We start from the raw sequence: 17999 nt of genomic DNA on the forward strand, positions 1-17999 counted from the left end.
ACCGAATGAAACTGAAGACACTCCTTACCGCCTGCGCCATGGCCCTGCTGCCGACGCTGGCGCTGGCGCAGGACGCGGCGGCCGAGACGATGGACAAGGGCGACGTCGCCTGGATGATGACCGCGACAGTGCTGGTCCTGTTCATGATCGTGCCGGGTCTTGCGCTGTTCTATGGCGGCCTCGTGCGGTCCAAGAACATGCTGTCCGTGCTGATGCAGTGCACGCTGATCACCGCCATGGTCATGGTGATCTGGGTCGTCTATGGCTACTCCTTCGCCTTTGGCGGCGGCACCGGCGCCTTCTGGGGCGGCATGGGCAAGCTGTTCCTGGCGGGTGTCACCCCCGACAGCATGGCGGCCACCTTCACCGACGGCGTGGTCATCCCCGAATACCTGTTCATTGCCTTCCAGATGACCTTTGCCGCGATCACCCCCGCGCTGATCGTCGGCGCTTTTGCCGAGCGGATCAAGTTCAGTGCCCTGCTGCTGTTCGTCCTCTTCTGGGTCACGCTGGTCTATTTCCCGATCGCTCACATGGTCTGGGACGCCAACGGCCTGATCTTCCAGATGGGCGCGATCGACTTTGCCGGCGGCACGGTGGTCCACATCAACGCGGGCATCGCGGCACTGTGCGGGTCGATCCTGATCGGCAAGCGCGTGGGCCTCGGCCGCGACAACATGGCGCCGCATTCGATGACGCTCACGATGGTGGGTGCGGCGATGCTCTGGGTCGGCTGGTTCGGCTTCAACGCGGGCTCCAACCTCGAGGCGAACGGCGGTGCCACGCTGGCGATGATCAACACCTTCACCGCCACGGCGGGCGCGATCCTCGCCTGGTGCGCGATCGAGGGGATGACCCGTGGCAAGGCCTCCATGCTGGGTGCCGCGTCGGGCATGGTCGCGGGCCTCGTCGCCGTGACGCCGGCCTGCGGCACCATCGGCCCGGTGGGCGCGATCGTGCTGGGTGCCATCGCCTCGGCCTGCTGCTACTTCTTCGTGGCAGTGGTCAAGAACAAGGCCGGCTACGACGACAGCCTCGACGTCTTCGGCGTGCACGGCATCGGCGGCATCATCGGCGCCATCGGCACCGGCATCTTCACTGCGCCGGGCCTGGGTGGCACGGGCGGCGAGGATTATTCGCTGACCGGCCAGACCTTCATCCAGATCGAGGCGGTCGTCATCACCATCGTCTGGTGCGGCATCGCCTCCCTCATCCTCTACAAGCTGGTCGACCTGATCGTCGGCCTGCGGGTGACGGAAGAGGAAGAGCGGATCGGTCTCGACCTGTCCTCCCACGGCGAGACGGCCTACCACAGCTGATCGCCGGTCACAGGTCAACGGCGCGGGCGGTGCACCACTGGTGCATCGCCCGTTCCCGTTCTAGGCTGCCGCAAACGACCTTGGAGACGATGATGATCCAGACCCCGTACCTTTTGTTTCTGGGCGATGCGCCCGATATGCTGGCCTGTAAGGTGGCCATCGGCATCCGCGACTGGCGTCCCCGCCATGCGGTGGGCCAGATGCGCTTGCCAGAGTGTCGTGCCGACCTTGGCCTGACTGAAATGACGCTGGAAGAGGGGCTGGCCGCGGGTGCCCGGACACTGGTGATCGGCGTGGCGAACCGCGGCGGGCTGATCTCTCCCGCGTGGAAGGAACAGCTGCTGAAGGCGCTGGAGGCGGGTTACGACCTTGCGTCCGGCCTGCACAACCTGCTGCGGGACGAGCCCGAACTGGCGGATGCGGCGGCCCGACATGGCCGCACCCTGCACGACGTGCGGGTGCCGTCGGTGAAGTATCCCATCGCCAGCGGCATCCCCCGCAGCGGCAAGCGGGTGCTGACGGTGGGCACCGATTGTTCCGTCGGCAAGATGTATACCGCGCTGGCGATGGATACCGAGATGAAGGCGCGCGGGTTGAAGTCGAGCTTTCGCGCCACGGGTCAGACCGGCATCCTGATCACCGGCGAGGGCGTGCCGCTGGACGCAGTGGTGGCCGACTTCATGGCCGGTGCGGTCGAATGGCTGACGCCCGACAACGACGCCGACCACTGGGACCACATCGAGGGGCAGGGCAGCCTGTTCCACGTCAGCTACTCCGGCGTGACGATGGCGCTGGTGCATGGCGGGCAGCCGGATGCGCTGATCCTCGCGCACGAGCCGACCCGGACCCATATGCGCGGCCTGCCGGACTACGCCCTGCCGACGCTGGAGGCGCTGCGAGACACCGCCCTGCCGCTCGCCCGCGTCGCCAATCCCGACTGCCGGGTCGTCGGCGTTTCGGTGAACACGCAGCACCTCGCGGAGGATGCCTTCGAGGCCTATCTGGCCGAGGTCGAGGACCGCATGGGCCTGCCGACCGTCGATCCCTACCGCCAGGGGGCGGGGCGTCTGGTGGATGCGCTGGTGGCGCATTGATACGGTTTTGCACGCAAAACCGTGCCTCCGGCGGGAGTATTTGGAAAAAAGCGAGGACTGGCGATGCGCATTGATGTGACCCGGGACGTGTTCCGGCTGGCGCAGGTGTTCACCATCTCGCGCGGGTCGCGGACGGAAGCCAAGGTGCTTACCGTGACGGTGACCCAGGATGGCGTGACCGGGCGTGGCGAATGTGTGCCCTATGCGCGGTATGACGAGACGCTGGACAGCGTCGCGGCGCAGGTTACCGGCCTGCCCGGAGAAATGATGCGCGACGCGCTGCAAGGTCTGCTGCCCGCCGGAGCGGCGCGCAATGCGGTGGATTGCGCGCTGTGGGATCTGGCGGCGAAGCGGGCGGGGCGGCGGGTCTGGGATCTGCTGGACCTGCCCGCGCCACAGCCGCAGATCACCGCCTATACCCTGTCGCTCGACACGCCCGAGGTGATGGAGCGCCAAGCTGCAAAGAACGCGGGTCGTCCGCTGTTGAAGATCAAGCTCGGCACGCCGGACGACATGGCGCGGCTGGAGGCGGTGCGGCGCGGCGCGCCGGAGGCCGCGATCATCGTGGATGCCAACGAGGGCTGGACGGCGGAGGTCTATGCCGACCTAGCGCCCCACCTGATCCGGCTGGGGGTGAAGATGGTCGAACAGCCCCTGCCTGCGGGGGCCGACGACATGCTGGCCGAGATCGCGCGGCCCCTGCCGGTCTGCGCCGACGAATCCTGCCACGACCGGGCATCGCTGCCGGGCTTGCACGGCAAGTACGACATGGTGAACATCAAGCTGGACAAGACCGGCGGATTGACCGAGGCGCTGGCCCTGAAGACGCAGGCGCAGGCAGAGGGATATGGCATCATGGTCGGCTGCATGGTGGGATCGTCGCTCGCCATGGCGCCGGCGACCCTGCTGGCGCAGGGTGTGGCCTTTACCGATCTTGACGGGCCGCTGCTTCTGGCGGAAGACCGTGATCAGCCTTTGCATTATGACACCGCTGGCGTGCATCCGCCCAGCGCCGCACTCTGGGGATAAGACCATGCGCACCGTTTATCTGAATGGCGAGTATATGCCGGAGGACGAGGCCAAGGTCTCTGTCTTCGATCGCGGGTTCCTGATGGCGGACGGCGTCTACGAGGTGACCTCGGTGCTGGACGGCAAGCTGATCGATTTCGACGGCCACGCGGTGCGGCTGCAGCGCAGCCTCGACGAGCTCGAGATGCGGCACCCGTCCAGCAAGGAGGACCTGCTGGAGGTTCACCGCGAACTGGTGCGGCTGAACGAGATCACCGACGGGATGATTTATCTGCAGATCACCCGCGGCAATCCGGGCGATCGCGATTTCGCCTATCCGCCGCAGGACACGGCGCCGACTGTCGTGCTGTTCACGCAAGCCAAGCCCGGCATGGCAGATAGCCCGCTGACGAAGACAGGGATGAAGGTGATTTCGATCCCCGACCAGCGCTGGGGGCGGCGCGACATCAAGACGGTGCAACTGCTGTATCCGTCGATGGGCAAGATGATGGCCAAGGCGGCGGGTGCCGATGATGCCTGGATGGTTGAGGACGACCACATCACCGAGGGCACCTCGAACAATGCCTATATCGTCAAGGGCAACACCATCGTCACCCGGCAGCTGGGCCACGACATCCTGCACGGCATCACCCGCGCCGCCGTCCTGCGCTTTGCCCGCGAGGCGCAGATGAGCGTCGAGGAGCGACCCTTTACCGTGGCCGAGGCGCAGGCGGCGGACGAAGCCTTCATCACCTCGGCCAGCATGTTCGTGATGCCGGTGGTCGAAATGGACGGCGCGGCCATCGGCAGCGGTGCGCCCGGCCCGGTGGCCGCCCGCCTGCGCGAGATCTATCTGGACGAGAGCCGCAAGACCGCGATCTGAGGCGCGGGGGAACGATCCCGGACGGACCTAGTCCTTGAGCGGGTCGTGCCCCCAGTTCATCAGGCTGTAGCGCCAGTCGGAGTGCTTTACGTCGTCGTCGGGGCCGCCCTGCGCCAGATGCCGCTTGATGTAGCCCGTGACCTTGGCCATGTGATCCCACTGACCGTCGGTCAGATCGTCCTTCTTCGTGCGCTTGATCTCGACGATGCGGCGACCCGACTTGTGGCCGGTGCTCTCGCCGCTGTCGCTGTCGCCGACGGATTTGCTCTCGTCGGTCTCAAGCCAGTCGTCCAGTTCCTCGGGCGCCATGTTGACGAGGTCGCCCCACTCTTCCCAAATATCGTCGTGTGATTTCGATGACATCGCGTCCTCCTGATCGGTGTCGGAGCTAAGGCGCACCGCCGCCGGTTTGTTCCCCGGCCGCCGACGTCAGGCCGTAGGGGGCCGCGATCCGCCAGACGTGGCCGGGGACCATGTTCTTCATCTTCGCCGGTTCCTCGCGTCGCAGGTGCAGGATCGTCTCGGCGGCCTTCATCTCGACCCGTGCCCGCGCGAATTCGAGGCCCTTGGGCCCCAGCTTCGGCATCAGCCAGCCCATGATGGGTCGCAGCCACCCCGGCATGCGCCGCAGCGGCAGGCCACCGGCGGCACGTGCCGTATTGGCGATGAAACCCTTGACGGGGCCCGCCCGCTTGCCCTTCGACCCCGGCGCCTCCAGCACCACCGCATTGCCGAGGGACGTCAGCATCTCGGCCCCGCGGGCGTTGCGCACGATCAGCCACTGGTCGCCCTCTCCGGCCATGTAGCCCACAGTGATGTCCGCCAGACGGTTGGTGTAGTCGACGCAGGTCCGGCAGGTCAGCGGAAAAAAATCTCCCGGCAGGTCCGACAGCGGCAGCTGCAGGAAGGGGATCAGACGCCGCGTGCCGTCCGCAAAGCGCAGTTCGACGTGATAGTCGGCGCGGAATTCCAGATAGGTGACCGTCTGGGGCCGGTCGGTCAGCCGGGCGAGAAAGCTGTGAAAGTTGGCGGTCGTCGTATTGTCGGAGCAGGGCGTGCCGATGACGTAAAGGCGGTCGAACCCCAATTCCGACTCCAGCGCGCGAAGGGCGTAGATCTGGCAGGGAATGCCGATCACCGCGATCCGCCGGTGCCCCGCCGCCCGCGCCGGTTCAAGCAGCGCCAGCAGCGGCGCATAGCCCATCCGCATGCCCCGTGCCTGCGCCATCTGCGCGGGCGAGGTCAGGATCGCCGGCCGCGGCGCCCAGCGGTCCTGCGCATCGGGCACCATCGCCAGCACCGCATCCACGACGCCCCGGCGCAGCAGGTCGGCTGCAAGGCCCGTCGTGATCCCTGTCCACTGGGCGCCATCGGCGGGCTGCGCCATCCGGGCACGGTACATTGCCTGATGCACGCCGAAGAAGCCCTCGTCGCCTGTCACCTGCGCCGCACGACCGTGGACCCGCACCTCGCTGCCCGGATAGTCCGGCCTGATGAACTGGCAGGCGCGTCCGCAGGCCGCCGGATCCGACATCCGGCTGACGCCGCAGTCGGTGCAGAGGCCCCGCGGCGCGGGATCGGCGAAGCGGGGCAGGGAGGGGGCATCTGTCATGCCGCCACCTTATCCGCCGCCGCCCCCCTGTCCAGTTCGGTTGACACCCTAGGGCACGGCGGCCCCCTTCTTCTCGTCGGAAATACCTCGGGGTCCGGGGCAGAGCCCCGGCGACCGCGCCACCCCTTGCACCCTCCGCATCCGCGTGCCACCACGTCGCAAGGGGAGCGTTTACAGATGACCAAAGGCCTGATCGTCCTTACACTTTCCTACGCACTGTCGCAATTCTATCGCGCCTTCCTGCCGGTGCTATCGCCGGTGCTGAAGGCCGACCTCAATGCCACGCCGGAGGATCTGGCCACCGCGTCCAGCGTCTGGTTCCTCGTGTTCGCCGCCATGCAGATCCCGGTGGGGGCCGCTCTCGACCGTGTCGGGCCTCGTTGGACTTCTGCCGTTCTCTTCGCCCTTGGCGGTGGCGGCGGCGCGCTGGTCTTCGCGCTGGCACAGTCGCCGGCGCAGATCATCTGGGCCATGGCGCTGCTGGGCGTCGGATGTTCGCCGGTGCTGATGGCCAGCTACTACATCTTCGCGCGCCAGTACCCGCCGGCAATCTTCGCCACATTGGCGACGGCGATGATCGGCCTTGGCAGCCTCGGCAACATTGCCGGCGCCTCGCCGCTGGCGTGGAGCGTCGCGGCCTTTGGCTGGCGGCCCAGCGTCATGGCGCTGGCCGCCCTGTCGCTGGCCGTGGCGCTGGCCATCGGGGTGCTGGTGCGTGATCCCGAACGGCTCGCCGTCACCACGCGCGGGTCCGTGCTGGACCTGCTGCGGATCCCGGCGCTCTGGCCGATCTTTGCGATGATGTTCGTGAACTACGCGCCCGCCGCCGGGGTGCGCGGTCTTTGGGCCGGGCCTTTCGCAGCAGAGATCTACGGCGCCGACACCCTGACCATCGGCCGCGTCACGCTGGTCATGGGGCTGGCGATGATCGTCGGGAATTTTGCCTACGGGCCGATGGACCGTCTGTTCGGCACACGCAAATGGGTGGTCGTGGCGGGCAACGCCGTGGCGCTTGGCGCCTTGGTGCTGCTGGCCCTGGCGCCGGAGGCGGGGCTGGTGCGCAGCACCGCGCTGCTGGCGGTGCTGGGTGCGGGGGCCGCGGCCTATGGCCTCATCATCGCCCATGCACGCGCGTTCTTTCCGCCGCACCTGACCGGGCGGGGGGTCACGTTGATGAACCTCTTCGGGGTGGGCGGAGTGGGCGTCATGCAATACGCCACCGGTCCGATCTACCGCGCCGGTGCCACGCCGTCGCAGGCCTTCACGCTGCTCTTTGCCGCCTTCGCCGCCTTGCTGGCCGCAGGGCTGCTGATCTATCTGCGCGCGCAGGACCGGACGGACTGACCCCTTTCCCTTTGACGGCCAAGGGCGTAAGACCCCCCGGTCTGAACAAGGAGCCTGACAGATGGGTTACAGAATCGTCGTCGTCGGCGCCACGGGCAACGTGGGCCACGAAATGCTGAACATCCTGGCGGAACGCGAGTTTCCCGTGGATGAGATTGCCGCACTCGCCAGCCGCAAGTCGCTGGGGACCGAAGTCAGCTTTGGCGACCGTACCCTGAAGACCACCGATCTGGACACCTTCGACTTCACCGGCTGGGACATGGCGCTGTTTGCCGTGGGATCCGAGGCGACCCAGAAATACGCGCCGAAGGCCGCCGCCGCCGGCTGCGTGGTGATCGACAACTCCTCGCTCTACCGATACGACGCCGACGTGCCGCTGATCGTGCCCGAGGTGAACCCCCAGGCCGTCCACGGCTATGCAAAGAAGAACATCATTGCAAACCCCAACTGCTCTACCGCGCAGATGGTGGTGGCGCTGAAGCCGCTCCACGACCGCGCCACGATCAAGCGCGTCGTCGTCTCGACCTACCAATCGGTGTCGGGCGCGGGCAAGGAAGGCATGGACGAGCTTTGGGACCAGACGAAATCCATCTACAACCCGACGGATTCCAAGCCGCCCACGAAGTTCACCAAGCAGATCGCTTTCAATGTGATCCCGCATATCGACGTGTTCCTCGACTCCGGTGAGACGAAGGAGGAATGGAAGATGGTCGCGGAGACCAAGAAGATCCTCGACCCCAAGGTCAAGGTCACGGCCACCTGCGTGCGGGTGCCGGTCTTCGTCGGCCATTCCGAGTCCATCAACATCGAGTTCGAGAACCCCCTCGACGCCGACGAGGCGCGCGACATCCTGCGCGAATCCCCAGGCATCATGGTGATCGACAAGCGCGAGGACGGCGGCTACGTAACCCCGATCGAATGTGTCGGCGACTACGCCACCTTCATCAGCCGCATCCGCGACGACAGCACGATCGAGAACGGCATCAACCTGTGGTGCGTGTCCGATAACCTGCGCAAGGGTGCGGCCCTGAACGCCGTGCAGATCGCCGAGCTGCTAGGCCGTGAGTGCTTGAAGAAGGGCTGACAAGCCATTGCAGTATTAGCGAAAAAGGCGGACCAATGGTCCGCCTTTTTTCTTTCGGGCGAGCGAGGCCAGTGAAAGCCGCGTCACCGATGCCGGACGTACGAGGCACGGAGGGCGGTTCGCCCCCGATCCATGGCGCATCGCCGCAGATAAATCCGCCGGATCGGCCGCAGGCGCTTGCAATGGGGGGCGGCATTGGCTGAAACTGGCGCCGATGGCCCTCGGGGTCTTCTACTTTTCTGGGAGGAATACCATGATCACTCTGAAAACAGCCCTACGGGGCTGCGTTGTCGCGTCCACGCTGATGGCCGCGCCGCTCGCCGCCAGCGCGCAGGACTTCATCAACGTGCTGACCGGCGGCACGTCTGGCGTCTATTATCCGCTGGGCGCGGGTCTCGCCAACATTTACGGCGAGAAGATCGAGGGCGTGCGCACGCAGGTGCAGTCCACCAAGGCCAGCGTGGAAAACCTGAACCTGCTGCAGGACGGCCGCGGAGAGCTGGGCTTTGCGCTGGGCGACTCAGTCGCCGCGGCCTGGGCCGGCGACGAGGAAGCGGGTTTTCCGCAGAAGCTCGACAAGCTGCGCGGCATCGCCGCGATCTATCCGAACTACATCCAGATCGTCGCCAGCGCCGACAGCGGCATCGCCGATTTCGCGGGCCTTGCCGGCAAGAGCCTGTCGGTCGGCGCACCGGCCTCCGGCACGGAACTGAACGCCCGCGCGATCTTTGGCGCGATGGACATGAGCTATGACGATCTGGGCAAGGTCGAATACCTGCCCTTCGCGGAATCCGTCGAGCTGATCAAGAACCGCCAGCTGGATGCCACGCTGCAGTCGGCGGGCCTTGGCGTCGCCTCGATCCGCGACCTTGCGTCGTCGCAGCCGATCACCGTCGTCGCGGTGCCGGAGACCGTCGCCGAAACCCTCGGCGCGCCCTACATCGCGGCCACGATCCCGGCCAACACCTACGATGGCCAGACCGAAGACGTGCCGACCGTCGCCGTGTCGAACTTCCTCGTCACCAGCGATGCGGTCAGCGACGAGATCGCCTACCAGATGACCAAGCAGCTGTTCGAGAACCTCGATACGCTGGTCGCCTCGCATCAGGCCGCCAGCCAGATCGACATCGCGAACGCGCTGGAAGGCATGCCGATCCCGCTGCACCCGGGCGCCGAGCGTTACTACCGCGAGCAGGGCATCATCAAGTAAGCACCCGACCCGTGGGAAAGGGGCGTGCCGTCACGGCGCGCCCCGTTGCCGTTTCTTCCCTTCATGAAAGCTGTGTCGATGTCCGATACCCTCACTCCACCGGAGCCGCAGGAGGGCCACGAGGTCGCCTTCGGTGATGACGCCATGGGGCGTTTCCTGTTCTGGATCGCCGTGGCCTTCTCGATCTTTCAGATCGTCACCGCGGCCCACATCGTCGACATGGCAAGCCAGATCACCCGGGCGGTGCATGTCGGTTTCCTGACACTTCTTGCGTTCCCGCTGGTCGCCTACGGGCGCAATCTGTCCGTTCCGTTCAAGACTCTCGCCTGGGCCTTCGCACTGGCCGGGGTCGGCGTGGCGCTTTACCAGTGGTGGGAATACCAGCCGCTCATCATGCGGGCGGGGCGGCCGCTGACGCAGGACATCGTCGTCGGTGTCGTGGCACTTGTGGTGGTCTTCGCCGCTGCCTGGACGATGATGGGCTTCGCGCTGCCGCTGATCGCGGGCATGTTCCTGGCCTACTGCCTGTTCGGGGAATACCTGCCATCGCCGCTGAACCACCGCGGCTACAGCTTCAGTCAGGTCATCGATCACATGGCCTTCGGGACCGAAGGCATTTACGGCATTCCCACATACGTCTCAAGCACTTACATCTTTCTCTTCATCCTGTTCGGTTCGTTCCTCGAACGGGCGGGGATGATCCGACTGTTCACCGATGTTGCCATGGGACTTTTCGGCCACCGGCAGGGTGGCGCGGCCAAGGTCGCCGTCGTCTCTTCCGGCCTGATGGGCACCATTTCCGGGTCCGGCGTGGCGAACGTCGTGACCACGGGGCAGTTCACCATCCCGCTGATGAAGAAGTTCGGCTACCGCGCCGCATTCGCGGGTGGCGTCGAATCCACTGCGTCGATGGGCGGGCAGATCATGCCGCCGGTGATGGGGGCCGTCGCCTTCATCATGGCCGAGACGCTGGACGTGCCTTACGTCGAGGTCGTGAAGGCTGCGCTGATCCCGGCGATCCTCTACTTCGCCTCCGCCTTTTGGATGGTGCATCTGGAGGCGGGGCGCTACGGGCTGCGCGGTCTGAACCGGGACGAACTGCCCTCCGCCCGCAAGGCGATCAGGGAAAACTGGATGCTGCTGGTGCCGTTGGGTGTGCTGGTCTACCTGCTGTTCGGCGGGTACACGCCGCTCTTTGCCGGTACCATCGGGCTGGGGCTGACGGTGTTGCTGATCCTTGGCGGATCGGCTGTGCTGAACCTGCCAGCGGGGGCGATGCGGGTAATCTTCTGGCTGTGCCTCGGCCTTGTCGCCGCGGGCTTCCTGCAGTTCGGCATCAACGTCCTGATCGCGGCGTTGGTGGCGCTGATCGTCTGGTGCGCCGCGACCCGCGGCGGGCGAGAGACGTTGCGGTTGTGCCGGGACTCGCTGGCCGAGGGCGCAAAGACGGCACTGCCCGTCGGTGTCGCCTGCGCGCTGGTCGGCATCATCATCGGGACCATGACCCTGACCGGGGCGGCCAATACCTTTGGCCAGTTCATCGTGGCCGTCGGGCAGAACAGCCTGCTTCTAAGCCTGATTTTGACGATGTTTACCTGCATCCTGCTGGGCATGGGGATCCCGACGATCCCGAACTACATCATCACCTCCTCCATCGCCGGGCCCGCGCTGCTGGCGCTGGGGGTGCCGCTGATCGTCAGCCACATGTTCGTCTTCTACTTCGGCATCCTTGCCGACCTGACGCCGCCCGTGGCGCTGGCCTGCTTCGCCGCGGCGCCCATCGCAAAGGAAAGCGGCCTGAAGATCAGCATCGAGGCGATCAAGGTGGCTGCCGCCGGCTTCGTCATTCCCTTCATGGCGGTCTACACCCCTGCGCTGATGCTGCAGGCGGGCGGACCGCTGGCGGATGAAATCGGCTACTGGCCCGCCGTTGCCTATATCGTCTTCAAAACCGTGCTGTGCATCGGCATGTGGGGGGCTGCAGTCATCGGCTGGCTGGGGCGCCCGCTGGGCTGGCCGCTGCGCATTCTGGCGGTCGTGGCGGCGGCCACGCTGATCGCGGCGTTGCCGCTGACGGACGAGATCGGGTTCGCGCTGGTCGCCGTCTTCGTCGGCGCGGTACTGCTCCAGCGTCGCCGGGCCTTGGCATGAGCGCCTGCCTGGCGGTCGGGGCAATGATGCTGCACCTGACCGCCGGCACCTTTACCCTGCACTGGACCCATTCCATCGAGCACATCGCATGGGAGGAGGACTGGACCGTGCTGCCTGACGGCCTGCGGCTTGACCGGTCGCGGATCAAGGGGTCTGGGGCGGGGATGGAGCCGGGGCCGGATGCCGTGTTGCAGGATGGCTGGTGGGTTTCGCCAAGTCACCTGACCGTGCCCCGCCTGACGCTCGCAGCCTCTGGCGCGACGGGTGCCGGGTGGACCCTGTGCGCGGACGGCCAATGCAGGGGGCTGGGGGACGCGGCGGGACCGCCGGTGACACTCGCGCCCTGCCAGACCTGAGGCCGGGCAGGGCAAGGCTTCAGCTGTCGGCCTTCGTCTTGCCGGCCCCGGTCAGCCGCGCGATCACGACGAAAAACAGCGGCACGAAAAGCACGCCGATGATCGTTGCGGTCAGGGTGCCGCCCAGCACGCCCGCGCCGATGGCGGTGCGTCCGCCGGACCCCGCGCCGGTCGACAGCGCCAGCGGCACGACGCCAAGCGAGAAGGCCATCGATGTCATGATGATCGGGCGGAAGCGCTGGCGCGCCGCCTTGACCGCCGCATCGAAGACTTTGGCGCCACTCTCCATCTGCTCTCGGGCGAATTCGACGATCAGGATCGCGTTCTTGCCGGTCAGGCCGATCACCGTCAGCAGGCCGACCTGAAAGAAGACGCCGTTCTCAAATCCGCCGATATAGGCGGCCAGCAGCGTGCCGAGCACGCCGATCGGCATGGCCAGCATGACGGCAAAGGGAATCGACCAGCTTTCGTAAAGGGCCGCGAGGGCAAGGAACACCGCCGCCAGCGACAGGGCATAGAGCAGCGGCGCCTGATTGCCACTTTGTTGTTCCTCTAGCGACAGGCCGGTCCAGGCTGCGCCAAAGCCGGGGGGCAACTGGCCGATCAGCCGCTCGACCTCTGCGATCGCTTCGCCGGTGCTGACCCCCGCGGCGGGAGAGCCTTGGATCTGCATGGCGGGGATACCGTTGTAGCGGTTTACGCCCTGTGGGCCAAACACCCAGTCCGCAGTCGAAAAGTTCGAGAAGGGCACAAGCCCGCCACTTTCGTTGCGCACCCGCCATTTGTCCAGATCCGACGGCGTGGCCCGCGAATCCGCCTCGCCCTGCACATAGACCCGCTTGATCCGGCCCCGGTCGATGAAGTCGTTGACATAGCGCCCGGCCCAGGCCGTCGTCAGCAGCGTGCCGACGTCCGTCGCGGACACCCCCATGGCGCCGGCCTTGCGCCAATCGATGTCGAGGTTGAACTGGGCCGCATCCTCCAGCCCGTTCGGGCGCGCGGAGGCGATCAGCGGGCTTTGCGCAGCAAGGCCGAGGAACTGGTTGCGTGCGGCCAGCAGCTCTTCGTGGGTCTGGCCGCCGCGGGCCTGCAGATACATGTCGAACCCCGACGCGTTGCCAAGCTCGATGACCGAGGGCGGCACGATGGGGAAGACCTGCGCGTCCTGTATCTGGCTGAGCGCGCCAAAGGCACGGCCGGCCAGCGCCTGCACGCTCTGGTTCGGGGCGGTCCGCTCTTCCCAGTCCTTCAGCCGGACGAAGGCCAGCGCCTGGTTCTGTCCCTGGCCGCCAAAGCTGAAGCCCACGACGCCGAAAGTAGATTCGACGATTTCGCTTTCCTGTTCGAGGAAGTAGTCCTCGACCTGTTCCAGCACGGCAAGCGTCCGCTCTGCCGTGGCGCCCGTGGGGGTCTGGATCAGGGTAAAGAGGATGCCCTGATCCTCTTCCGGCAGAAAGCCGCCCGGCGTGCGGAGGAAGAGGAATGCGGTTGCAGCGATGATTGCGATATAAAAGATGCCGACCCGAAACGGTCGCCGCACGATCCAGCCGATGCTTGACGCGTAGCCTGACAACAGGGCGCCGAAACCGGCGTTGAACCAGCCGAAGGGCCCGCGACGCTTGCCCTCTTTCTTGGGCTTCAGCATCGTGGCGCAGAGCGCCGGTGTCAGGGTCAGGGCCATGACGACCGACAGCACCATGGCGGACACGATGGTGATCGAGAACTGCTTGTAGATGACCCCGGTGGACCCGGGGAAGAAGGCCATCGGGATGAAGACCGCCGTCAGCACCACGGCGATGCCGATCAGCGCTCCGGTGATCTCGTCCATCGACCGGCGCGTCGCCTCCATCGGGCTGACGCCCTCCTGTTCCATGATGCGTTCGACGTTTTCCACGACCACGATGGCATCGTCGACCAGCAAGCCGATCGCCAGCACCATCGCCAGCATGGTCAACGAGTTGATCGAGAAGCCGAACGCCGCGAGGATGCCGAAGGTGCCCAGCAGCACTACGGGCACAACCAGCGTCGGGATGATCGTCGCGCGGAAGTTCTGCAGGAACAGCAGCATGACGAGGAAGACGAGCACGACGGCCTCGACCAGCGTCTTCACGACCTCCTCGATCGAGATCAGAACGAAGGGGGTGGTGTCGTAGGGAATGACGTAGGTCACGCCCTCCGGAAAGAAGGCAGCCAATTCCTCCAGCCGGGTCTTCACCGCGTCGGCGGCGTCGAGGGCATTGGCCCCCGGCGCCAGGGAGATCGCCATGCCGGTGGAGTTGGACCGGTTGTAGCGCGAGATGGTGGCATAGTTTTCGGCCCCGATCTCGACCCGGGCGACGTCGTCCAGCAGGACGAGGCCGCCGTCGGTTTCGGCCCGAATGACGATCTGCTCGAAATCCTCCGGCGTGCGGAGAAGAGACTGCGCGGTGATCGTCGCATTCAGTTGCTGGCCGTCGATGGCAGGGCGGCTGCCGAAGGCGCCGGCGGAAATCTGGGCGTTCTCCTCGGACACCGCGGCGACGATGTCCGAGGGCGTCAGGTTGAAGGCCGCGAGCTTGGCCGGGTCCAGCCAGATCCGCATGGCGTATTGGGCGCCGAAGACCTGCACCGATCCCACGCCGTCCACGCGGCTGATATCGTTGACGACGTTGGTCGCCAGATAGTCGGAAAGGTCGGTGGCGTTGTAGCTGCCGTCTTCTGAAATGAGGCCCACCACCATCAGGAACCCGGAGGAGGATTTCTGCACCGTGACGCCTTGCCGCTGCACGGCTTCGGGCAACAGCGCGGTGGCCTGCGACAGCTTGTTCTGGACCTGCACCTGCGCGATGTCCGGGTCGGTTCCCGTTTCGAACGTCAGGGTGATACTGGCCCCGCCGGAGGAGGTCGAGCTGGACGAGAAGTAGCGCAGCCCGTCAAGGCCGGTCATCTGCTGTTCGATGACCTGCGTGACGGTGTTGGCAACGGTGTCGGCGGATGCGCCGGGGTAGGCCGCGTTGATCGAGACCGAAGGCGAGGCGATCTGCGGATACTGCGAAATCGGAAGTTGCAGGATCGACAGGATGCCGAGGCTCGAGATGAACAGCGCTATGACCCATGCGAAGATCGGTCGGTCGATGAAGAAGCGGGCCATGAAATTACTTTCGAAACAGAAGCATCCGGACCGGCGGCGCCGGCAGCGGTCAGGGTGTGGCGCGCCGCCCGGGTCCGTGTCCCGACGGCGCGTTCGTATCAGTCGGCGGCAGGGGCCTCGCCCTCGGCCGCGGAAGCCTCGGCTTCGGTCGCCGGGGCTGCGCCCTCTGCCGCCGGAGCGGTGCCTTCGGCTGCGGCACCGCGTTCCTGCGGGGTGACGGTCGCGCCGGCAGCGGTCTTCTGCAGGCCGGCCACGATGACGCGGTCGCCGGCGGCCAGACCGTCGTCAACGATCCAGTCGGCGCCCTGATCGGTCACGATGTTGAGCGTTTTCGATGCCACCACGTTGTCGGGGCCGACGACCAGTACCGTCGCCGTGCCGCGCTGGTCACGGGTAACGGCCTCTTGCGGGACGACGAAGACGTCGTCGATGGTGCGCGTGGGTAGTTCGACCTGCACGTACATGCCCGGTAGCAACAGCTTGTCGGGGTTGGCGAACTGCATCCTCAGGACGACGACGCCGGTCTGTTCGTCGACGCTGGGTTCCGCCGCTTTCAGGCTGCCAGTCTGGTCGAAGGTGCTGCCGTCCGCCAATGTCAGCACGACAGTCGGATCGCGATAGTCCTCTTCCCGGCCGGCGGTGTTGCGCCGGAATTCAAGGAGGGCGGCGGCGGATTGGGTCACGTCGACATTCACCGGATCAATGTTGCGGATCACGGCAAGCGGATCGGCCTGACTGGCGGTGACCAGCGCGCCGGGGCTGGTCTGCGAAATGCCGATCTCGCCCGAAAGCCGGGCGCGGATCGTGGTGCGGTCACGCTCGATCTGGGCCGCGTCGCGCTGCGCCTGTGCCGCCTGCAGGTTGGCCTCTGCGCTGGCGCGGGCGGCGTCCGCATCGTCCTTGGTGGCGTCGCTGGCAACGTTGCGCGATGCCAGCTCGTCGACACGCGCCGCGGATTTCAGGGCGGCGTTCAGCTGCGCCTGCGCCTGTGCCACGGCCGCATCGGCCTGCGCCACGGCGGCATCATAGCTGGCCGGGTCAATCTGGAAGAGCGGGTCGCCCGCGGAAACGGGCGCACCTTCGGTGAAAAGTTCCTCTGTGATGATCCCGGCCACCTGCGGCCGCACCTCTGCCATGGCAGATGCGGCGACGCGGCCCGGCAAGGTCGTCGTTAGGGTGACGGATCGGGGCTGCAGGGTCACGACGGTCACGGCGGCAGGGGGGCGGTCGCCCTGACCCTGCTGCGCGGAAGCCGGCTGCGGAAGGCCCGTCAGCGCGGCCGCCACCAGGATCAGGAGGCTGCGGACAGGACGGTGTGGCATGAGATCTAACCTAACTCGATGGGGCGGCGGTTGACACAGGTTAAGTCAGCCGTCTGCGAAAGCAACAGAACAGGGCGCGCGAAACGTGCCGATTCCCGGCAACTCGCGACTCTCTGCCGTGAAAAGCGGCGCCGTGCCAGCGCGCTGGACGCACATGGCATGTGCATTCCTGTCCTGTCGCGCCGGTGCCGAGACCTGACAGGTCAAACAGCACGGGATGCGGCAGGGGGACGTCGGCGCGGGCTTTCCAATCGTCGCCTGTCGCGCGGTCAGCTCAACCGGCGCAGCAGGTCCAGGGACGGTTCGCCCGTCGCAGGCAGGCCGACGCTCTGCTGGTAGGCCGCAATCGCGGCGCGGGACTTGCCTCCCAGCACGCCGTCGGTGCCGCCGGTGTCGTAGCCGGCGGCGGTCAGGCGGATTTGCAACTGCTCTCGCTGGTCGGCCGTCATCCCGTAGCGGTCGGGGGGGAAGCCGCCGCGGATCGGACCGGCGCCGGCGATCCGGTCGGCCAGATGCCCGACGCCGATCGCGTAGCTGTCGGAATTGTTGTAGCGCTTGATCGCGCTGAAGTTCGGCCCGACGACGAAGACTGGTCCGCCCGGCTGCGGCTGGATGCGGCGCGTGCCGAAGGCAGCCCCGGGTGATCCGTCCTCGCCACCCCAGGCCTGACCCTTCTTCCAGCCCGAACGGGCAAGGTAGGACGCGGTGCTGGCCAGCGCGTCGGTCGGATCGTCGGACCAGATGTCGCGGCGGCCGTCGCCGGTGAAATCGACGGCATAGCCAAGGTAGGAGGTCGGGATGAACTGGGTATGACCCATCGCACCGGCCCAGCTGCCGGTCATGTTGTCGGGCGTCGTGTCGCCATTTTGGAGTATGCGCAGGGCCGCGACCAGCTGATCCTCGAAGAAGGCACCGCGCCGCCCTTCGTACCCGAGAGTCGACAGGGCCGAGACGACGGGCACGTTGCCCCGGCGCTCGCCGTACATGCTTTCCAGACCCCAGATGGCGGTGACGACGTTGGCTTCCACGCCATAGCCCGCTTCGATCTGGGCCAGCACGTCGCGGTAGCGGGCATAGTTCGCACGCCCCTTCGCCACTCGCTCGTCCGATGCGGCGATGGCAAGGTATTCCTCGAGCGTACGGCTAAATTCGGTCTGGTTGCGGTCCTTTTCGATCACCTCGGGCAGGAAACCGGCGCGGGCGAAAGAGGACGACAAGGTGGCCTGCGATATGCCTTGCCCCGCCGCCCGGCCCTTGAATGCCGCGACCCAGGCGTCCCACCCGGCATCGGGAACGGCGACCATGACCGGATCCGGCGCCCGGGCGGCAAGGCTGGCGACCCCGCCGCCGGTCGAGCGTCCGCCGCAGGCGGTCAGAACGGCCATCGCGGCCCCGAGTGTGAATGTCCGTCGTGTCGCCTGCATGCCGTGGGCCCGTCTTTGTGATTATTGTGTTGCGGATACCCTAGCGGAACCGCCTGCAGCCG

Annotated in this window: 14 protein-coding genes; 9 read left to right on the forward strand and 5 right to left on the reverse strand. The window is 66.4% G+C overall.

Going from position 1 to position 17999, the window contains the following annotated elements; genetic code table 11:
- The first annotated feature begins 5 nt into the window (after positions 1-5).
- The 4 genes from BUA54_RS00340 to BUA54_RS00355 all read left to right on the forward strand — a co-directional run bounded on the left by BUA54_RS00340 (position 6) and on the right by BUA54_RS00355 (position 4304).
- Positions 6-1319, forward strand: coding sequence for an ammonium transporter (locus BUA54_RS00340; RefSeq protein WP_072855232.1), 1314 nt, complete (start codon positions 6-8; stop codon positions 1317-1319).
- Between the two features lie 92 nt (positions 1320-1411).
- Positions 1412-2413 carry an N-acetyltransferase DgcN gene (dgcN, locus tag BUA54_RS00345; RefSeq protein ID WP_072856068.1) on the forward strand — a complete coding sequence of 334 codons (1002 nt, stop codon included), beginning with the start codon at positions 1412-1414 and terminating at the stop codon, positions 2411-2413.
- A 63-nt stretch (positions 2414-2476) separates the two neighbouring features.
- Positions 2477-3442 (forward strand): N-acetyl-D-Glu racemase DgcA, encoded by a 966-nt coding sequence (gene dgcA, locus BUA54_RS00350; protein ID WP_072855233.1) that lies wholly within the window; start codon positions 2477-2479, stop codon positions 3440-3442.
- A gap of 4 nt (positions 3443-3446) precedes the next feature.
- Positions 3447-4304, forward strand: a complete 858-nt coding sequence (locus BUA54_RS00355; protein WP_072855234.1) for a D-amino-acid transaminase — start codon at positions 3447-3449, stop codon at positions 4302-4304.
- Positions 4305-4331: 27 nt separating this feature from the next.
- Here BUA54_RS00355 and BUA54_RS00360 read toward each other — a convergent pair whose 3' ends face one another.
- Together BUA54_RS00360 and BUA54_RS00365 are read right to left on the reverse strand one after the other, a co-directional pair.
- Positions 4332-4667: a DUF3140 domain-containing protein gene (locus BUA54_RS00360; protein WP_072855235.1), complete on the reverse strand. Its 336-nt coding sequence runs from the start codon at positions 4665-4667 to the stop codon at positions 4332-4334.
- 25 nt (positions 4668-4692) lie between these two features.
- Entirely contained in the window at positions 4693-5916 is a 1224-nt protein-coding gene (locus tag BUA54_RS00365; protein WP_072855236.1) for a Coenzyme F420 hydrogenase/dehydrogenase, beta subunit C-terminal domain, read from the reverse strand.
- Between the two features lie 177 nt (positions 5917-6093).
- Here BUA54_RS00365 and BUA54_RS00370 point away from each other — a divergent pair, with 177 nt between their 5' ends.
- The 5 genes from BUA54_RS00370 to BUA54_RS00390 all read left to right on the forward strand — a co-directional run bounded on the left by BUA54_RS00370 (position 6094) and on the right by BUA54_RS00390 (position 12061).
- Positions 6094-7260: an MFS transporter gene (locus BUA54_RS00370; protein ID WP_072855237.1), complete on the forward strand. Its 1167-nt coding sequence runs from the start codon at positions 6094-6096 to the stop codon at positions 7258-7260.
- A gap of 61 nt (positions 7261-7321) precedes the next feature.
- Entirely contained in the window at positions 7322-8344 is a 1023-nt protein-coding gene (locus BUA54_RS00375; protein WP_072855238.1) for an aspartate-semialdehyde dehydrogenase, read from the forward strand.
- 253 nt (positions 8345-8597) lie between these two features.
- The gene (locus tag BUA54_RS00380) at positions 8598-9554 is read left to right on the forward strand and encodes a TAXI family TRAP transporter solute-binding subunit (RefSeq protein ID WP_072855239.1); all 957 of its coding nucleotides are present in this window, start codon (positions 8598-8600) and stop codon (positions 9552-9554) included.
- Positions 9555-9632: 78 nt separating this feature from the next.
- Positions 9633-11705 carry a TRAP transporter permease gene (locus tag BUA54_RS00385; protein WP_072855240.1) on the forward strand — a complete coding sequence of 691 codons (2073 nt, stop codon included), beginning with the start codon at positions 9633-9635 and terminating at the stop codon, positions 11703-11705.
- Positions 11702-12061, forward strand: coding sequence for a DUF1850 domain-containing protein (locus tag BUA54_RS00390; protein WP_072855241.1), 360 nt, complete (start codon positions 11702-11704; stop codon positions 12059-12061). Before BUA54_RS00385 ends, BUA54_RS00390 begins: the two co-directional genes overlap by 4 nt.
- Positions 12062-12080: 19 nt before the next feature.
- Here BUA54_RS00390 and BUA54_RS00395 read toward each other — a convergent pair whose 3' ends face one another.
- The 3 genes from BUA54_RS00395 to BUA54_RS00405 form a co-directional block, all read right to left on the reverse strand.
- Positions 12081-15191: an efflux RND transporter permease subunit gene (locus BUA54_RS00395; protein ID WP_072855242.1), complete on the reverse strand. Its 3111-nt coding sequence runs from the start codon at positions 15189-15191 to the stop codon at positions 12081-12083.
- Between the two features lie 98 nt (positions 15192-15289).
- Complete coding sequence (locus BUA54_RS00400) at positions 15290-16513, reverse strand: efflux RND transporter periplasmic adaptor subunit (RefSeq protein WP_084113974.1); 1224 nt, start codon at positions 16511-16513, stop codon at positions 15290-15292.
- Between the two features lie 269 nt (positions 16514-16782).
- Positions 16783-17937: a lytic murein transglycosylase gene (locus BUA54_RS00405; RefSeq protein WP_072855243.1), complete on the reverse strand. Its 1155-nt coding sequence runs from the start codon at positions 17935-17937 to the stop codon at positions 16783-16785.
- Between the last annotated feature and the right edge of the window lie 62 nt (positions 17938-17999).

Origin of the sequence: Loktanella atrilutea (assembly GCF_900128995.1) — a bacterium.
Classification (GTDB): domain Bacteria; phylum Pseudomonadota; class Alphaproteobacteria; order Rhodobacterales; family Rhodobacteraceae; genus Loktanella; species Loktanella atrilutea.